The sequence below is a fragment of the Streptomyces sp. 8L genome (genome assembly GCF_020176795.1).
Taxonomy (GTDB): domain Bacteria; phylum Actinomycetota; class Actinomycetes; order Streptomycetales; family Streptomycetaceae; genus Streptomyces.
The window spans coordinates 1-16,619 of the sequence record NZ_JAIUKE010000243.1 but is presented as its reverse complement, the minus strand read 5'-3'; the positions used below and the strand labels follow the sequence as shown (position 1 = coordinate 16,619).

At 74.1% G+C, this 16,619-nt stretch carries 13 protein-coding genes and 1 pseudogene; 8 read left to right on the top strand and 6 right to left on the bottom strand.

Annotated features, from left to right (window positions below; translation table 11 throughout):
* Window positions 1–160: 160 nt before the first annotated feature.
* From LCE31_RS20650 to yczE, 4 genes are all read right to left on the bottom strand, one after another.
* Complete coding sequence (locus LCE31_RS20650) at window positions 161–535, bottom strand: RNA polymerase-binding protein RbpA (protein ID WP_030757047.1); 375 nt, start codon at window positions 533–535, stop codon at window positions 161–163.
* A 267-nt stretch (window positions 536–802) separates the two neighbouring features.
* Entirely contained in the window at window positions 803–2,209 is a 1,407-nt protein-coding gene (locus tag LCE31_RS20645) for an MFS transporter (RefSeq protein WP_225016280.1), read from the bottom strand.
* Between the two features lie 68 nt (window positions 2,210–2,277).
* The gene (locus LCE31_RS20640; RefSeq protein ID WP_225016278.1) at window positions 2,278–3,048 is read right to left on the bottom strand and encodes a glycerophosphodiester phosphodiesterase; all 771 of its coding nucleotides are present in this window, start codon (window positions 3,046–3,048) and stop codon (window positions 2,278–2,280) included.
* A complete protein-coding gene (yczE, locus tag LCE31_RS20635; RefSeq protein ID WP_225016276.1) occupies window positions 3,045–3,710 on the bottom strand; it encodes a membrane protein YczE in 666 nt (221 codons plus the stop codon). The genes LCE31_RS20640 and yczE overlap by 4 nt, the downstream gene beginning before the upstream one ends.
* A 100-nt stretch (window positions 3,711–3,810) precedes the next feature.
* Here yczE and LCE31_RS20630 point away from each other — a divergent pair, with 100 nt between their 5' ends.
* Window positions 3,811–5,310 carry an SCO1417 family MocR-like transcription factor gene (locus tag LCE31_RS20630; RefSeq protein WP_225016275.1) on the top strand — a complete coding sequence of 500 codons (1,500 nt, stop codon included), beginning with the start codon at window positions 3,811–3,813 and terminating at the stop codon, window positions 5,308–5,310.
* Window positions 5,311–5,812: 502 nt separating this feature from the next.
* Here the strand turns inward: LCE31_RS20630 and LCE31_RS20625 are convergent.
* Both LCE31_RS20625 and LCE31_RS20620 read right to left on the bottom strand, forming a co-directional pair.
* A pseudogene (locus LCE31_RS20625) lies at window positions 5,813–7,313 on the bottom strand (hypothetical protein); the annotation flags it as partial.
* Window positions 7,314–7,392: 79 nt separating this feature from the next.
* Window positions 7,393–7,587, bottom strand: coding sequence for a hypothetical protein (locus LCE31_RS20620; RefSeq protein ID WP_225016271.1), 195 nt, complete (start codon window positions 7,585–7,587; stop codon window positions 7,393–7,395).
* Between the two features lie 244 nt (window positions 7,588–7,831).
* On the opposite strand from LCE31_RS20620, the gene LCE31_RS20615 reads away from it, so the two are divergent.
* The 7 genes from LCE31_RS20615 (at window position 7,832) to LCE31_RS20585 (ending at window position 16,582) form a co-directional block, all read left to right on the top strand.
* Window positions 7,832–8,248, top strand: a complete 417-nt coding sequence (locus tag LCE31_RS20615; RefSeq protein WP_225016269.1) for an ankyrin repeat domain-containing protein — start codon at window positions 7,832–7,834, stop codon at window positions 8,246–8,248.
* 299 nt (window positions 8,249–8,547) lie between these two features.
* On the top strand, window positions 8,548–9,963 hold the full coding sequence (locus LCE31_RS20610) for a HEAT repeat domain-containing protein (protein WP_225016267.1): 1,416 nt from the start codon (window positions 8,548–8,550) through the stop codon (window positions 9,961–9,963).
* Window positions 9,964–10,116: 153 nt separating this feature from the next.
* Window positions 10,117–11,235: a glycosyltransferase family 4 protein gene (locus LCE31_RS20605; protein ID WP_225016265.1), complete on the top strand. Its 1,119-nt coding sequence runs from the start codon at window positions 10,117–10,119 to the stop codon at window positions 11,233–11,235.
* On the top strand, window positions 11,232–12,527 hold the full coding sequence (locus tag LCE31_RS20600; protein WP_225016263.1) for a glycosyltransferase: 1,296 nt from the start codon (window positions 11,232–11,234) through the stop codon (window positions 12,525–12,527). The genes LCE31_RS20605 and LCE31_RS20600 overlap by 4 nt, the downstream gene beginning before the upstream one ends.
* A gap of 103 nt (window positions 12,528–12,630) precedes the next feature.
* Window positions 12,631–14,103 carry a hypothetical protein gene (locus tag LCE31_RS20595; protein ID WP_225016261.1) on the top strand — a complete coding sequence of 491 codons (1,473 nt, stop codon included), beginning with the start codon at window positions 12,631–12,633 and terminating at the stop codon, window positions 14,101–14,103.
* A 770-nt stretch (window positions 14,104–14,873) separates the two neighbouring features.
* Entirely contained in the window at window positions 14,874–15,683 is an 810-nt protein-coding gene (locus LCE31_RS20590) for an ABC transporter permease (protein WP_225016258.1), read from the top strand.
* The gene (locus LCE31_RS20585) at window positions 15,680–16,582 is read left to right on the top strand and encodes an ABC transporter ATP-binding protein (protein ID WP_225016256.1); all 903 of its coding nucleotides are present in this window, start codon (window positions 15,680–15,682) and stop codon (window positions 16,580–16,582) included. Before LCE31_RS20590 ends, LCE31_RS20585 begins: the two co-directional genes overlap by 4 nt.
* The last annotated feature ends 37 nt before the right edge of the window (window positions 16,583–16,619 follow it).

Genomic DNA, 16,619 nt, shown 5'->3' with positions numbered 1-16,619 from the left:
CCCCCCCCGCGCGCCGCCGCCCCCCCCCGGCCCCGGCCGCCCCCCCCCGCCCCCCCCCCCCGCCCCCCCCCCCCCCCCCGCCCCCCCCCCCCCCCCCCCCCCCCCCCCCCCCGCGGCTCTGTCTTTCACGCCCGCGCGATCGCGCCGGGACGGTCCGGAGTCAGGCTGACTTCCGGCTGTCCCGAGGATGCACGGCGATGTTCATGGCACCGGACCGCAGAACGGCGAGCCGCTCGGCCAGGACCTCTTCGAGCTCCTCGCGCGTACGCCGCTCCATGAGCATGTCCCAATGCGTACGAGCAGGCTTGCCCTTCTTCTCCTCGGGGCCTTCCCCGTCCACCAGGAGTGCCTGGGCGCCGCACGCCTTGCACTCCCACTCCGGCGGAATTTCCGCCTCTACCGAAAACGGCATCTCGAATCGATGGCCGTTCTGGCATGCGTACTCCACCGCCTGGCGCGGGGCCAGATCGATGCCGCGGTCCGTCTCGTAGCTGGTAACCACGAGTCGCGTGCCGCGGAGAGCTCGCTCACTCATGAATCGTGCCTCCCGGGCTTGTCGCCCACAGGACAAAGTTGTCGCTGTCGTCGTCTTCCGGTCAACGTCCGGTCGGCGGTAAAGATTCCCGTTCCGGTGCTGCGTCGCCCGTCGTACCGCTGTCCTCACTGGTGTTCGGTTACCCGCCAGCGCCCGGATTGTCACCTCTCGCAGGAGATGTCGCCCCGTATTTTGCGCACAGAACCTCGCAGGAACGGTACGGCTGGGAGACCAAACGCGTACACTACCGCCCTTTCATCCCGGCGTCTAAATCCGCTCGGGCACGGCGTTGCCCGCCTCGGTCACCGCCTGCCTCACCCGTACCCGCGCAAGCAGCACGGAACCCGCCACGAAGAACACCAGCAGTGAGACGATCGCCACCCGGTAGCTGCCGGTCAGCTGGTACGCGAGACCGAAGGCGAGGGGCCCGAGCCAGCTGAGGCCCCGGTCGCTCAGCTCGTACGCGGAGAAGTACTCGGCCTCCTTGCCCGCGGGCACCATGTGCGAGAACAGCGACCGCGACAGGGCCTGGCTGCCGCCGAGCACCAGGCCGATCGCGGCGGCGAGGCCGAAGAACCAGGCCGGCGCCTTCGACGGCAGGAAATATCCGCCCACCAGGATGAGGGTCCATACGCCGAGTGACGCGAGGACCGTCCGCTTGCTTCCGTAGACCCGAGCCAGCCGGCCCATGGCGAGCGCCCCCGCGACCGCCAGGATCTGCACCAGGAGCACCGCGACGATCAAGGTGCTCTGCCCGAGCCCCAGCTCGTCGGAGCCGTAGACGGAGGCCTGCGAGATCACGGTCTGGATGCCGTCGTTGTAGATCAGGTACGCCAGCAGGAACGCCAGCGTCAGCGGATGGCGCCGCATGTCGCGCAGCGTCCCCGCGAGCTGCCGCCACCCGGCAGCCATCCCCGCGCGGGGCGCCCCGGACGCACCCGGCGCCAGGTCCCGCTCCCCGTGACCGGCTAGGGCGGCGGCGCGGCGGTCCCGCAGCCTGCGCAGCGGCACCACCGTGAACACGCCCCACCACAGCCCCGCCGAGGCCAGGCAGATCCGCACCGCCGTCGACTGCGACACCCCGAAGGAGTCGTGGCCGGAATACAGCACCAGGTTGAGGACCAGCACGAACGCGCCGGACGTGTAGCCGAAGGCCCAGCCGCGCGACGAGACCCGGTCCCGCTCCTCCGGCTCCGCGATCTCCGGCAGATACGCGTTGTAGAGCGCGGACGAGACCGGCAGCGCCACGTTCGCCACGATCAGCAGGCCCGCGCCGAGCAGGTAGCGGTCGCCGTCCAGGAAGAACATGCCCGCCGTGGCTGCGGCGCCGACGTACGCCGAGGCCGCCAGCAGCGGCTTCTTGCGGCCCGTACGGTCGGCGATCGCGCCGACGAACGGCATCAGCAGCACCGCGAGCACGATGGACACCGAGATCGTGTACGCGTAGAGCGACCCGGCCCGTACGGGGATGCCCAGCGGGTGCACGAAGCCCTGCGCGTCGGCCGCTTCGCGCGCGACCGAGGTGAGGTACGGCCCGAGGAAGACCGTGATCACACTCGTCGAGTAGACCGAGTTGGCGAAGTCGTAGAAGTACCAGCCCCGTTGCTCGCGCCTCCGGGCCCCTGGCCCGTCGCCTGCCGCCAGCTTGTCCGCGTGCACCGTCTCTGCGGTCAACCCGCGTACCTCCCCGTCCCCCGTGTGCCGGTCCCGGCCCGTCCGCCCCGGCGGACGGCGCCCGCCGGTCAGCGCCACACCCCGTGCGACTCGAACACCGTGCGGAGCGTCTCCAGATGATCGGTCATGATGCCATCCACGCCGAGGCGCAGGAGCGCGCTCATCCGATCCGGGTCGTTGACCGTCCACACGTGCACCTGGAGCCCGCGCGCGTGTGCCAGCGCGACGAAGCGCCGGTCCACCACCCGCACTCCGACCTGCGCGACGGGGACCTGCGCGCAGACCGCTCCCGTACGCACGGGAGCCGGTATCCCCAGGGACCGCAGCCGCAGACCGAGCACGCCCCGCACCCCGTACGAGGTGGCAAGCCGCCCTCCCGCGAGCCGGGCGGCGCGTGCGACGCGCGCCTCGGAGAACGAGCCGACGCAGACCCGGTCCCAGGCGTCCGCCGCGCGGATCAGGTCGAGGAGGGGGAGCAGTGCCTCCGGCGCCTTCACGTCGACGTTCCAGTGCGCGCGCGGGAACTCGGCGAGGAGGTCCTCGAAGAGCGGCAGCGGCTCGCGCCCGGCGACGCGCGCCCGCTCGACCTCGGCCCACGGCAGGTCGCGGATGCGGCCCCGCGCGTCCGTCACCCGGTCCAGCGTCTCGTCGTGGAAGGCGACGAGACGGCCGTCCGCGGTGGCGTGCACGTCGGTCTCGAAGTAGCCGTATCCGAGGTCGGCGGCGCGGCGGAACGCGGCGGCCGTGTTCTCGATGCCGTCCGCCGCACCGCCCCGGTGGGCGAACGCGATCGGCGTCGGACGGTCGAGGTACGGGTGGCGTGGGCGAACTCGGGTCACGGGCGAAGTATGGCGCCCCCGGATGTCGGCCCGGCGACGTCCGTACTTCCGCCGTCCGCCGCCGGGATGGCGAAGACCCGCAGGAACAGCTGCGCGAGCGGGCCGATGGCCAGCGCGTAGGCGACGGTGCCCACGCCCAGCGAGCCGCCGAGCGCGAAGCCGGCCGCGACGACGGCGACCTCAAGACCCGTGCGGATCAGCCGGATCGACCGGCCGGTCACCCGGTGCAGCCCGGTCATCAGGCCGTCGCGCGGCCCCGCGCCCAGCTTCGGCGCCAGATACATCCCGGTCGCGGCGCCGTTCAGCACGATGCCCGCCGCGAGCAGGCCGATCCGTGTCGCGAGGGCGTCCGGCCGCGGTACCAGCGCCGTCGTCGCGTCGATGGCGAGGCCCACCACGAACACGTTGGACACGGTGCCGAGCCCGGGGCGCTGCCGCAGCGGGACCCACAGCAGCAGCACGACCGCGCCCACGATGATCGAGACCGTGCCGATGGGCAGGTTTACCAGCTCGCCGACGCCCTGGTTCAGCACGTTCCACGGTTCGAGCCCCAGGCCGGCCTGGATGATCAGCGCGGACGACGCGCCGTACAGGGCGAGCCCCGCGTAGAGCTGGACGAGACGGCGCGGCAGCCCGCGGGCCCGGCGGGGTGTGAAGGACACGGCGTACCCTTTCCATGGCATCGGTGGACCGGACGAGAGCAGCCTGTTGCAGGTCGATCGACGCCAACCATGGCCAATCCGGGGAAGGTGGACTGCTTTCATGGCCCAGTGGACATCCGCGGTCGGCGCGGCGCAGCTCGCCCGGCAGCTGGCCGCGCAGCGCCCCGGTACCGCGAGCCGGGCGGCCGCCGGCGTGCGCAGGCAGCCCGCCTACCGGGCGCTCGCCGACGGCATCAGGCTGCTCGTCCTCGAAGGCAGGGTCCCGGTCGCCGCCCGGCTGCCGGCCGAGCGCGAACTCGCGGTGGCGCACGGCGTGAGCCGTACGACGGTGGCGGCGGCCTACGAGGCGCTGCGCTCCGAGGGGTTCCTCGAGTCCCGCAGGGGAGCGGGCAGCTGGACCGCCGTCCCGGCCGGCAACCCGCTGCCCGCGCGCGGTCTCGAACCCCTGCCGCCCGAGTCGCTCGGCTCCCTCATCGACCTCGGCACGGCCGCCCTGCCCGCGCCCGAGCCGTGGCTGACCCGCGCCGTCGGCGGCGCGCTGGAGGAACTCCCGCCGTACGCCCACACACACGGCGACTACCCGGCCGGGCTGCCCGCGCTGCGGCAACTGCTCGCCGACCGCTACACGGCGCTCGGCGTCCCCACGATGCCCGAGCAGATCATGGTCACGACCGGTGCGATGGGCGCCATGGACGCCATCTGCCACCTGTTCGGCGGCCGTGGCGAGCGCATCGCGGTCGAGTCCCCGTCGTACGCGAACATCCTCCAGCTGCTGCGGGAGGCGGGCGCGCGGCTGGTCCCCGTCGCGATGGCCGAGGGGCTGGAGGGCTGGGACGTGCCGCGCTGGCGGCAGGCGCTGCGTGACGCGGCGCCCCGGCTCGCGTACGTGATCGCCGACTTCCACAACCCGACCGGCGCGCTCGCGGACGAGGACCAGCGCAGACAGCTGGTGGACGCGGCCCGCTCGGTCGGCACCGTCCTGGTGGTCGACGAGACCATGTCGGAGCTGGCCCTTGACGAGGACGTCGCGATGCCGCGCCGTGTCTGCGCGTTCGACCCGGCCGGCAGCACGGTGATCACGGTCGGCTCGGCCAGCAAGGCGTTCTGGGCGGGCATGCGGATCGGCTGGGTGCGGGCGGCGCCCGACGTCATCCGCTCGCTGGTCTCGGCCCGCGCCTACGCCGACATGGGCACACCGGTGCTCGAACAGCTCGCGGTGCACTGGCTGATGAGGAGCGGCGGCTGGGAGGAGGCCCTGACCCTGCGCCGCGCGCAGGCGAGGGAGAACAGGGACGCGCTCGTCGCGGCGATCCGGGAGGCGCTTCCCGGCTGGGAGTTCCAGGTCCCGGCGGGCGGCCTGATGCTCTGGGTCCGTACGGGCGGCCTGTCCGGCTCGCGGCTGGCCGAGGCCGGCGAGCGGGTGGGCGTACGGGTTCCCTCGGGGCCCCGCTTCGGTGTGGACGGCGCTTTCGAGGGGTACGTACGGCTGCCGTTCACGGTGGCCGGCCCGGTGGCCACCGAGGCCGCGCCCCGGCTGGCCCGGGCCGCGGCCCTCCTGGAATCGGGCCCGCACGCGTCGCCGCGCACCTTCGTGGCGTGACGCCGCTCGCGCGGGAGACCTCAGCCTTCGGCCGCCACGGGATTCAGCACGGACACGTGTCCGGCCGGCGCGGCGTGGGGCCTGGTCTCCGGGCACGGCCACGGCTCCGGTGCCCGCTCCGTGGCCTGCGCCGCCGCGTCGTCGTGTGCCGCCGCGCCGGCCGGTGAGGGCGGGGTGACCGCGGCGCCGAGCACGGTGTGCGCCGCGGGCGCGGGCCCGGTTCCGGTTGCGGACCAGGTCCGGCCGGCCGGCTCCGGTGCGTGCTCCGGCGGCGGTCCGGGCGCGGGGGCCGGCGGCCGGTGCCACTCCAGCGGCTCGGCCTGGCCCGCCAACCCGGCCTGACCGAGCGGCCCTTCCTGTTCCCGTGGCTCGTCCAGATCCAGCGGCTCCTCCAGGTCCACCGGCTCCTCCAGCCGCACCGGCTTGTCCAGTTCCACCGGCCGCGTCCGGTCGGCGGCCTGGTCCAGAGCCTCGTCCCGCTCCCGGCTCTCCGGCTCGCCGCGGCGCCGCGGCAGCATCTCCAGCACCGCCTGCCGCGCGCCGTCCTGGGCCGCCGCGTCGTAGGGATCGGGTGTCGCGGGCACCTGCACCCGCAGCACCTCACCGCCGCCGAGGCGCGCGTACCCCCTGCCGGGCGGCACGTCCGGTGTGGGGGTGGTGTGCGGGGGAGCTCCGAGCACCGACTCGACCAGCTCCGCGGGCAGCGCGCCGAGCGCGACGCGCGCCAGGGTGTGGGACGTCACCGTCCGGTCGATCCAGTCCAGTGCGTCGCTGTGCTCGGCCACGACGACGCTCACCCCGGCCGCCCGCCCGTGCCGCAGCGGCACGGCCAGCAGCTGCTGCGGGTCGCGCCTGCCGTCCGCCGCCGCGAGGTGCGCGAAGACGCTGGGCCGGTCGAGCAGAATCCACAGCGGGCGCTTGACGTCGTCCGGCAGCGGTGTCCCCGCCTGGCGCGCCCGGTTCGCGGCGATCAGCCGCCGTTCCGTCTCGTGCGCCGCCCACTCCAGCGCGGCCAGGGCCCCGCTGAGGTCCGACTCGACGGCGAGCACGCCCGCCCGGTCGGCGAAAGCGGCGAACTCGCCCGTGCCGCTGCCCTCGACGATCACCACGTCGCCGTGCTGGAGGGCCTGGAGCGCGATCGAGCGCAGCAGGCTCGTCGCGCCCGCGCCCGGCCGTCCCGCGACCAGCAGGTGCGGCTCCGTCGAGCGCGGCCCCGTCCGCCAGACGACGGGCGGCTCCTGGAGCGTCTCGCCGTCCGCCACCACCGGCAGCGTGCGCCGCACGGAGGTGTCGTCCGTGAAGCCCAGCACCGTTTCGCCGGGGACGGTGACGAAGCGCTGCGCCGCGATCGACGTGGACAGGGCGGGCAGCACCCGCATCACGAGCTGGTTGCCCTCCTGGTCCCAGGCGAAGTGGTACTCCCTGCCCCGCCCGGACTTGGCGTGCAGGAGCTGTTCCACCGTGGCGCGCGCCACGGGGTCGCCGTCGGTGAAATACGGCGGGTAGGACACCGTCAGGCGTGTCAGGCGCCCCTCGTCGTCGAACGCGTGGCCGTCGAACGCGGAAGTCCACTCCCCGCCGTGGGCGAACAGCGGACTCGGGTCCTCCGGCACGGAGAGGTACGGCACCAGCGCCTCGTAGAGGGACTGGAGCCGTCGTACCTCGGCGTCGTCGGGCCCGGTCCGCCGGGGAGCGGGGGCGTGTCCCTTCCACGCGGCCAGCGCCATGACCGTGCCGAGGGCGAGCAGCGGCCCGTACGGCATGAGCGCGACCACCAGCCCGCAGGCCGCCACCAGGAACAGCGCGGGACCGCGCCGTTCCCTCGGGGTGCCGGCCCACTTCTGCCGTGCGGACACGGCGAGCAGCCGCAGACCGCGCGTGAGCGTGATCAGCGGATGGAGGACGTCCGTGGCGCCGTCGGCGGCCGTACGCGCCATCTCGCGGCCACGCGTGAGACGGGTGGTGCCGCTGCTCAGAATGCGGGGGAGTGGTCGCCGGGCCACAGCTGTCTCCTGGAGGTGCGGAAGGGATTCGAGGGCGGGGAAGTGCCGGTGGCGCCGGGAGGGCCGGCGGGTCCTGGCGTCAGAACTTGAGCCCGCCCAGCAGTCCGGCGAGGCTCGCCCCTCCCGCCGTGATGCTCGGCGCGATGGCCGTTCCCGCCAGGTAGAAGCCGAACAGGGCACACACCGTGGCGTGCGACGCCTTGAGCCCGTCCTTCCTGAAGAAGAGGAAGACGATGATGCCCAGCAGCACGACGCCCGAGATGGACAGAATCATGAGTGTTCTCCTGGTTGAGGGGACAGTCACCATGAGTTGTTCCATCCTGACGGAAAGTATCTATGTGACTAAAGGTGCAAATGGGTGAAAGATCGCGTTTATCACTTGACCGGCTCAATGAGGCCCCGCGGAAGTGTCGCGGACGCACCGCGGGCGGTAGTGGAACCCGTCGCAGTAGTCTTCCGTTCAACCGTGCGGCGCACCCGTCGTACGGCTCCGCAGGCGGCGTGAAGGGCGGTCCACGATGAGCGAGAACCCCGGTGCACCGGCGGGTCCCGAGCCCGAACCGGAAGTGATCGAGCTGGCCACGAAGGTCTTCGATCTGGCCCGCCAGGGGGAGACGCAGACGCTGGCCGCCTATGTCGACGCCGGAGTGCCCGCGAACCTCACCAACGACAGGGGCGACTCCCTCGTCATGCTCGCCGCTTATCACGGACACGCCCCCGCGGTCGAGGCACTCCTCGCTCGTGGCGCGGACCCGGACCGTCCCAACGACCGCGGGCAGACCCCGCTCGCGGGTGCGGTCTTCAAGGGCGAGGACGCTGTGGTACAGGCGCTGGTCGCCGGCGGGGCCGATCCGGAAGCGGGAACTCCGTCCGCCGTGGATACGGCGCGGATGTTCGGGAAAGAGGACCTCTTGAAGCTGTTCGGGGCCCACTGAGCCGCCTCGCGACCACCCGGGCGCACGCCCGGGGCGCACACGGGCGGGCGTCGCGCGGCGCCCGTCCCGCGACCGCTTGCCGTCCGTACCGGAAGCCCCGGGACGGGTCCGGCTAAATGTGGTCGCGGTGGCGAAAACGCTGGGTCATCATGACGACGGGCCCGCTCCGGGCCACCGACGAGAGGCAGAGGAAATGGTCTACACCAAGCAGGCGACGACAGCGGGTCCCCCTTGTTGCCGCGCGGCCTAGGCAGGAATCACCCCCGGTTGCGTCGACAGCTTGATGTGAGGCTCTCCCCATGTTCGATCCGGTCATAGCGCCGAGCGGCACACTGCTCGGCCTGCTCCAGCGGGGCCGCGGCGACGGCACGTTGCACGCGCTCGCCGCCCCCCGGGCAGAGGCGCTCGCCGCCCTCAACCACTGCGTGCTCCACGACCCGCGCCACGACTGGCAGGCCGAGAACCGCTCCCTCTACTACGCGCGCCTCTGCCTCGACCTGGACGGCGGCCTCGACGCGATCGACCAGCACCTCTTCCGCGCCGAGGACCTGTTCGAGACGGGCGAGGAGCGCACCGGGCTCGCGCTGTCCGTACTCGGGCACCTCGCCTCCTACGGCCGGCGCGACGCACTCGACCTGCTCCGCCGCTACGCCGCCTCCGGCACCAACTGGGCCTGGGCCCTCGACGAACTGGCGCTGCGCGACGACGACCAGGGCCTGCGCTCGCTCGCCGAACCGGTCCTCGCGCGCTTCCCCGCCACCCCGGAAGGCGAGTCCGCGCTCGCCGCCGCCGTGCGCGACGCGTTCGAACCCCGCCCCTGGCGCCTTTGGGCCGACGACCCGCGGGAGACGGTCGGCCCCAGGATCAGGGCCGCCGGTGAACGCGGTTCCTTCGACCGGTGGCAGCGCCAGCTGCGCCCCGAGGGCCCGCGCCCCGGCTGGAGCGTCGAGGCCGTCCTCGACTGGGCCCAGCAGGGCCACGAGCGCGGCGGCGAGCCGTACGTGCCCGCCGCCCGGTGCCTCCTGGCCGTCGCGGGGCCCGAGGACCGCCCCGCGATCCTGGCGGCGGCCCGGAGCGGCGCCACCGGGGCGCGCGGCGCGTGCCTGCACTATCTGGCCCAGACCGGCGACCCCGCCGCCCTCGATCTGATCGAGAGCGCGGCGGCCGACGGCCACGACATCGCCCGGGCCGCGGTCGGCGCCTTCGAGCGGATGTGCTCGGCCGCCGCCGTCGACCGGGCCCGCGGCTGGGCCCGCCGCCCCGACGCGCTCGGCTCCGCCGCCGCCGGGGTGCTCGCCGTCCGCGGCGCCGCGAAGGACGCGCCGCTCGTCCTCGGCGCCCTGCGCGAGACCGTACGGTCCGAGGGCCCCGACGCACCCGCGCTGTGGACGCTCGTCGACGGGGCGGGCCGCCTCGGCATCGCCTGCGCCGCGCCCGTCCTGCGCCACGTCTACCGCGAGACCGCCTCCTCCCAGCTGCGCGGCCGGGCCGCGCGCGCCCTCGCCGCGACCGATCCGTCGTACGCGACGGGCTTCGCCTTCGAATGCCTCTGGGACTGCGAGGAGACGACCCGCGAGATCGCGGCGCTGCACGCGGAGATGGGCGACGTACGGGTCGCGGAGCGGCTGCGCAGGCTGGCCGCCGATCCCGTCGAGGAGGACGAGGTGCAGACGGCCGTACGCAGCAGGTTCGGCCCGGACGCCACCGCGCTGTAGACGACCGCCCGCTGTCGATCGCCCCCAGCCGGCGGGCGGCGGTCGACAGCGGGCGCGCGTGCCGCGGGGCCGAAGTCAATTGCTCACAGGACCTTTCCCACCCGGAAAGATCGACGTTGGCAGGGACACGTCCCGTCCGACGACAACACGGGTATGCGTGTCGTCATCGTCACCGAATCCTTCCCGCCCGACGTCAACGGCGTGGCCCACTGCGCCCTCCAGACCGCCCGGCACCTCGTCGCACGCGGCCACGAACCCCTCGTCATCGCCCCCGCCGTGGCGGGCGCGTCCGAGGGCGACGCGCCGTGCGAGATCATCCGCGTCCCCTCCGTCCCCCTTCCCGGCTACGCGCAGGTGCGGGTGGCGCTGCCCGGCCGCCGCCTCGCCGTGGCCCTCGCGGCGCACCGCGCCGACCTCGTACACCTCGCGGGCCCCTTCGTCCTCGGCGCGCGCGGCATGACCGCGGCGGCCCGGCTCGGCCTCCCGGCCGTCGCCGTCTACCAGACCGACATCGCCGGGTACGCCCGTACCTACGTGGGCGCGGGCAGGAACGCGGCGTGGCGCAGGCTGCGTACCGTGCACTGCGCGGCCGACCTGACCCTCGCCCCCTCCACCGCCGCCGTACGCGACCTCACGGAACACGGCATACCGCGCGTCGCGCTGTGGCGGCGCGGCGTCGACCCCGAGCGCTTCCGCCCCGAGCTCCGCGACGAAGCGCTCCGCCGCACCCTCGCGCCCCACGGCGAACTGATCGTCGGATACGTCGGCAGGCTCGCGCCCGAGAAGCACGTCGAACTCCTCAAAGGCGTCAGCGAACTGCCCGGCGTCCGCCTCGTGGTCGTCGGCGACGGCCCCAGCGAGATGGGCCTGCGCGGCCTGTTGCCGCGCGCCGCGTTCCTCGGCCGCCGTACGGGCGACGAACTCGCCAAGGTCTTCGCGTCCCTCGACGTGTTCGCGCACACCGGCCCGTACGAGACCTTCTGCCAGACCGTCCAGGAGGCCATGGCCAGCGGGGTGCCCGTCGTGGCGCCCGCGGCCGGCGGGCCGCTCGACCTCGTCGACCACGGCGGCACCGGACTCCTCGTCACTCCCCAGGACGAGGAAGCCGTCACGCGCGCCGTGCTCGATCTCGCCCACGCGCCCGTGCTGCGGGCCGCGTTCGGCGCCGAAGGGCGTGCGAGCGTGCGGCACAGGACGTGGTCCGTGATCGGCGACGAACTCCTCGACCACTACCGCGCCGTCATCGACGCGCGTGCGGCGGTGGTCGCATGACCGGGCTGCGCATCGTCAGGATGGCCAACTTCGTCACCCCGTCCTCCGGCGGGCTGCGCACCGCGCTGCAGGAACTCGGCAGCGGCTACCTCGCCGCGGGACACGAGCCCGTCCTCATCGTCCCCGGGGCCGCCGCGTCCGACGAGCAGACCGTCCAGGGCCGCGTGATCACCGTGCCGGGACCGGTGCTGCCGGGCACCGGCGGCTATCGCGTCCTGGCCGCGAAGAAGTCCGTACGCCGCATCCTCGAGGATCTCGCCCCCGACAGGCTGGAGGTCTCCGACCGCACCTCCCTGCGCTGGACCGGGGAGTGGGCCCGCCGCCACCGGGTCCGCTCGATCATGGTCTCCCACGAGACCGCAGACGGGGTCCTGCGCACGTGGGGCGTGCCGGGCGCCGCCGCGGGGCGCACCGCCGACCGCCTCAACCTCCGCAGCGCCTGGGCCTATTCGAAGATCGTCTGCACCACCGAGTGGGCCGAGCGGGAGTTCCTGCGCCTCGGCGTGCGCAACGTCCTGCGCGCCCCCCTCGGAGTGGACCTGGACCGCTGCAGGCCCGAGCGGCGCAGCGAGGAGCTCCGCGCACGGTACCTGCGCTCCTTCGAACACGGGCGCCCCGCCGACGTACTGCTGCTGCTCGGCTCGCGGCTGTCTGTCGAGAAGCGGCCGGGGACCGCGCTCGACGCGCTCGCCGCACTCCGCGCCCGCGGCGTGCGCGCCCTGCTCGTCGTCGCGGGCGACGGGCCGCTGCTGCCCGGTCTCGTCCGCAGGGCACGCGCCCAGCGGCTGCCCGCCCTGTTCCTCGGGCACGTGGCGGACCGCGGATCGATGGCCGACCTCCAGGCCGCGGCCGACCTCTGCCTGGCGCCGGGCCCAGCCGAGACGTTCGGACTGTCCGCGCTGGAAGCCCTCGCGTGCGGCACACCCGTGGTCGCCAGCCGCTCGTCGGCGCTCCCCGAGGTGATCGGCGACGCGGGCATCGCCGCCGCCGACAGCGGGGCGTCGTTCGCCGACGCCGTCGAGGAACTCCTCGCGCGGCGCGAGGGCGAGAGGCGCGAGGCGGCCCGCGCGCGGGCCGGACTCTTCGGCTGGGACGCCTCGGTGGCGGCCTTCCTCGCCGCGCACGAGGCGCCGGGGAGCGTCACCGCGGGGCGGGTGCCGGCGCAGGCGCCCGCGGCGCCTGGAGACACGGCGGCGCCGGCGGGCGCGCCCGGCGCCGGGCCGACGGCGGGCCACGCGGCTGCACCCGTGTCGGGGCCCGCCCCCACCGGAGAGGACGGGGCGGCGGCGTGATCACGCGCGCCGGGCCACGGCCCTTCCGGTACGTCGTCTTCCCGAAAGGCGCCCGGCGGCCTCCGGCTTGACACCGGCGGAGCCCGCGTCTGTAATCACGAGCGTGGTGACGTCTGACACGAGCGTGGCGGCGCCGCCACCTTGCCCGGTTCCCGGGCACGAGCAGAGCAAGGTCGTCCTGGGCGGGTGGTACGGCAAGCCCGGGCGGCGGCGGCAGCTCTATGTCTGCAACATGCCCAAACCCGGCTCCACCGCGTCCTCCCACCGCTTCTCCGCGCCGCTGACCGTCCCTCATCCCGGAGCGGACGCGGCCCGGGCGGAGAGCGCGCAGGAGGCGGACGAGCTGCGTACCGCGCGCAAGTACCAGTTCACGGCGTTCGACATCGCCTCCGGTCTCGTCATGGTGAGCCGCGGGGCGAGTTACGCCCGGGCGGGGCAGGAGGTGCGCGAGCGGGCGGCCCGCCGCTGGGGCCCGGCGGCCGACGACGCCCCGCGCCGCCACGGCACCCTCGTGTCGGACTGGGTCGAGGTGTACGCCGAAGCCCTCTGGCGGGCTCAGGCGCCCTGCCAGGAGGCCTGGCCCGGCACGGTCTTCGTCGGCGTACTGCCCCTGCTCGCACCGCGCGCGGGCGACCGGGGCGGCGCCCCCGTGCTGGCCTTCTCCGTGTTCCTCGCTCTGACGTACGCGGCCGACGGCAGGCCCGCCGTCTTCGCGACCCGGCTTTCCACCGGCACGGGGGCCGTCCACTGGACCGCGTTCCTGCGGGAGTTGGACCGCGAGAGGGCCGGACGTCCCGCGCGGATCGTCGGCGACGGCTCGCGCGCGCTGGCCACGGCCGTGGCCAGGGTGTGGCCCGAGGACGGTCAAGGCGCCCCGCACGGCGCTCCTGTGCTCTGGTACGACGAGCACCTGCTGCGGGAGGAGGCCAGGCGCATCGTGCGGGACCGCGGCCTCGACCGCAGGGACGGGTCCCTCTGGCGCGCCCTCCAGCGCGGCTGGCGCGGCCGTGCCGACTGGGACCGCTTCACCGCGGAGGCCCGTCGTCACGCGGTCCCGGAACTGGACCGCTGGCTCCGGTTCGCGGCGCCCGTGATGGAGCGCCAGCTCGCCGAACGCGCCGGCGGCATCCGTGTCTCCCGCCGTATGGTGCGGGCGGCCCTCGCCGAGTTCGAGCGGCGGCTCGGCGCCCGCCGGGCCGCCTTCGGCAACCGGGCGCGAACCCAGCGGCTGCTGCGGCTGATGGCGCTCGACGTCTCGGGTGTGGCACGGGTGCACGGCTGGACCGACCTGATCTGCGTGTGGCTGGAGCGCTCGGGCGGCAGACCCGCCACCTCCCAGCGCCGGATCGCCGAACGGGGCGGGCGCCGCTCCCTGCGAGGCCGCGGCGAAAGCGACGCACGTACCGACGGGAGAGGCGCCGGACGTTCGGACGGGAGAACCGCCGGACGTTCGGACGGGAGAGCCGAGGGTCGTACTGACGGGAGAACCGGCGGACGCTCCGACGGGAGAACCGCCGGACGTTCCGGCGAAAGGGCCGGTGAAAGGGCCGGCGGGCTCCGCGCACCGGCACGCTGAGGCGTACGCGCCCCCGAAGCTCCACGCCGTACGCCGCACGGCGCCTCCTGAGCGCGGGCGTCCGGCCCGCCAACCGCTCTGTCGGACAGGGCGGTTAACGGCCGCGCCCGGGCCGGCGACGGGCGCGGCGGCCCTTCCGTGCGCATCGCGCCGGATCTCCCCGGGCCGGTCCGCGTGCCGGGCCGGGCGGAACAGGGACGGCTCCGTCGCGCCCCGGGGGCCGGAGCCGCGGGCGCCTCGGGCCCGGGTTCCGTACGCCGCCTCATGTCAATGAAATGCGATGCCTGTTGACACTCGGAAACCGCCCTGCGCATACTCTTCGCATGAACCCGGCTGCTGACCTTCTCGTGCGGCGACGGTACCTCGACTTCGTTCTCTACAGCGGGGCCGTCTGTCGCTGAACGCGTCCGCCCGGCGCACCTGAGCGCCGTGGCCGATCCTCGGCACGCCAGCGGCCGTCCGGGTGCCCGGGCCCTCTCCGCGGGGTCGTGACCGCCGCGCCCCGCAAGGGTGTACCGCCCCGGTACTCGCCGTGGCACGGCGCCTGCCACGTCCCGGCGGCCCGTCACCGTGCCGTCGGCCCGCGCCCGCGTCCTCAACGGCCCTGCCCGGCGCTCCCCTTGGCCTCGTCCTCTCCGGCCACACCTCCACCGAGGCCTGCCCCGTCCCGGCCCGCACGCCGCCGCGACGGCCATGACGTCCTGCCCCGAGCCGCCGCTCGTCGCTCCCCTCCCATCCGCCGCATCGCTCCGAGCACCGGAGGACTTCCCGTGCGCACTTCAGCCGAGACCGCGAGGGTCTCAAGGAGCAGCCGCGTCCGCAGGCTGCTCCTGCCCCTGATCTCCATCGTGGCCGGCCTCGCGGTGTGGCAGCTCGTGATCACCGTGTTCAGCCCCAACCCGCTGGCCGTCGTCGGCCCCGACCAGATCGTCCGGGACGCCACCACCCTCTTCCGGACCGGCACGCTCGGGCCCGACATCGGGCTCAGCCTCGCCCAACTGCTCATCGGACTCGCCATCGCCACCGTCGCGGGGGTGGTGACCGGTCTGCTGCTCGGCACCAACCGCTGGATCGGCGCCGCGCTCGGCCCCTGGGTGACCGCGCTCTACACGATCCCCGTCATCGCCGTGGCGCCGCTGGTCATCGTCGGTCTGGGCTTCGGTTTCACCTCGAAGGTCGCCATCGTCGCCGCCTCGGGGTTCTTTCCCCTGGCCATCAACACCCAGGCGGGTGCGGCCACCGTCATCGGCGGCGGACTGCGCGACGTGACCCGGTCGTTCCGCGCCGACTCCTTCGAGACCCTGTGCTTCCTCACCCTCCCCGGCACCACCCCGTACATCCTGACCGGGCTCAGACTCGCCATCGGACGGTCCCTCATCGCGCTCGTCGCCGCCGACCTGTTCGGTTCCACCTCGGGCCTCGGCTACCTCATCATCTCCGGCCAGCAGAACCTCAAGACGGACGACGTCTATGTCGGTGTCGTCACGCTGAGCGTGATCGGCATCGTCCTCACCGCACTCGTCGCGTTCTTCGAACGGCGCATGAACGCGGCCCGCACCGCACAAACGGAGCAGGCATGAACACACCGGCCGCACCCGGGACTCCGGCCCAGCCGGTCATCGAGGTGGCGGGCGCCCACGCCCACTACAAGACGGCCTCGGGGCCCCTGCCCGTCCTCGACGGCGTCGACCTGACCGTCGGCCGGGGCGAAGTGCTCGCCGTGGTGGGCCCGAGCGGCTGCGGCAAGACCACGCTGCTGCGGGTGCTCCAGGGACTCGCCCCCCTCGACGCGGGCACCGCCACCCTCCAGGGGCGGCCCCCCGACGCCGGGGGGACCGACAGCGGATACGTCTTCCAGCAGCCCTCGCTCTTTCCCTGGTGGAGCGTGCGCAAGAACATCGAGTTCGGGCTGCGGCTGAGGGCGCACAGTGGCCGGCTCCGAGCCGCCGAACGCCGGACGCGCGCCGACGACCTGCTCGAACTCGTCGGTCTCGCGGGCTTCGACGACTTCAGGCCCGCCGCCCTGTCCGGAGGCATGCAGCAGCGCGTCAACCTCGCCCGCGCCCTCGCCATCGACCCGGTGGCCCTGCTGCTCGACGAGCCGTTCAGCGCGGTCGACACCCTCACCCGCGAACGCCTCCAGCGTGTTCTGTCCGAGACCCTGCACGCCCTCGGCACCGCCGCCGTCATCGTCACCCACGACATCCACGAGGCGGTCTTCCTCGGCGACCGCGTCGCCGTGATGAGCGAACGGCCCGGCCGGATCGTGGAGACCTTCGCGGTCGACGAGAAGCGCCCGCGTACCGAGGAGTTCCAGCACGGCGAGTACCTGGCCGGGGTCAGTGCCCGCGTCTACCAGCGGCTCAGGAGCAGCGACGAGCGTGCCAGCGCCTCCGAACTCGCCAGAACCCGGGGCCCGGCGGCCGCGCCGCTGCCCGGGACCCGTCGATCCCCGAGAAGAGACACGACCGATGCGTGAAACGCCCTCACCCCACGAAACCTCCCCGCCCCGTGGC

Coding starts and splice junctions, on each gene's coding strand:
- LCE31_RS20650 (WP_030757047.1), bottom strand. CDS start 535: ATGAGTGAGCGAGCTCTCCGCGGCACGCGACTCGTGGTTACCAGCTAC.
- LCE31_RS20630 (WP_225016275.1), top strand. CDS start 3,811: ATGGCCCAGTGGACATCCGCGGTCGGCGCGGCGCAGCTCGCCCGGCAG.
- LCE31_RS20620 (WP_225016271.1), bottom strand. CDS start 7,587: ATGATTCTGTCCATCTCGGGCGTCGTGCTGCTGGGCATCATCGTCTTC.
- LCE31_RS20615 (WP_225016269.1), top strand. CDS start 7,832: ATGAGCGAGAACCCCGGTGCACCGGCGGGTCCCGAGCCCGAACCGGAA.
- LCE31_RS20610 (WP_225016267.1), top strand. CDS start 8,548: ATGTTCGATCCGGTCATAGCGCCGAGCGGCACACTGCTCGGCCTGCTC.
- LCE31_RS20605 (WP_225016265.1), top strand. CDS start 10,117: ATGCGTGTCGTCATCGTCACCGAATCCTTCCCGCCCGACGTCAACGGC.
- LCE31_RS20600 (WP_225016263.1), top strand. CDS start 11,232: ATGACCGGGCTGCGCATCGTCAGGATGGCCAACTTCGTCACCCCGTCC.
- LCE31_RS20585 (WP_225016256.1), top strand. CDS start 15,680: ATGAACACACCGGCCGCACCCGGGACTCCGGCCCAGCCGGTCATCGAG.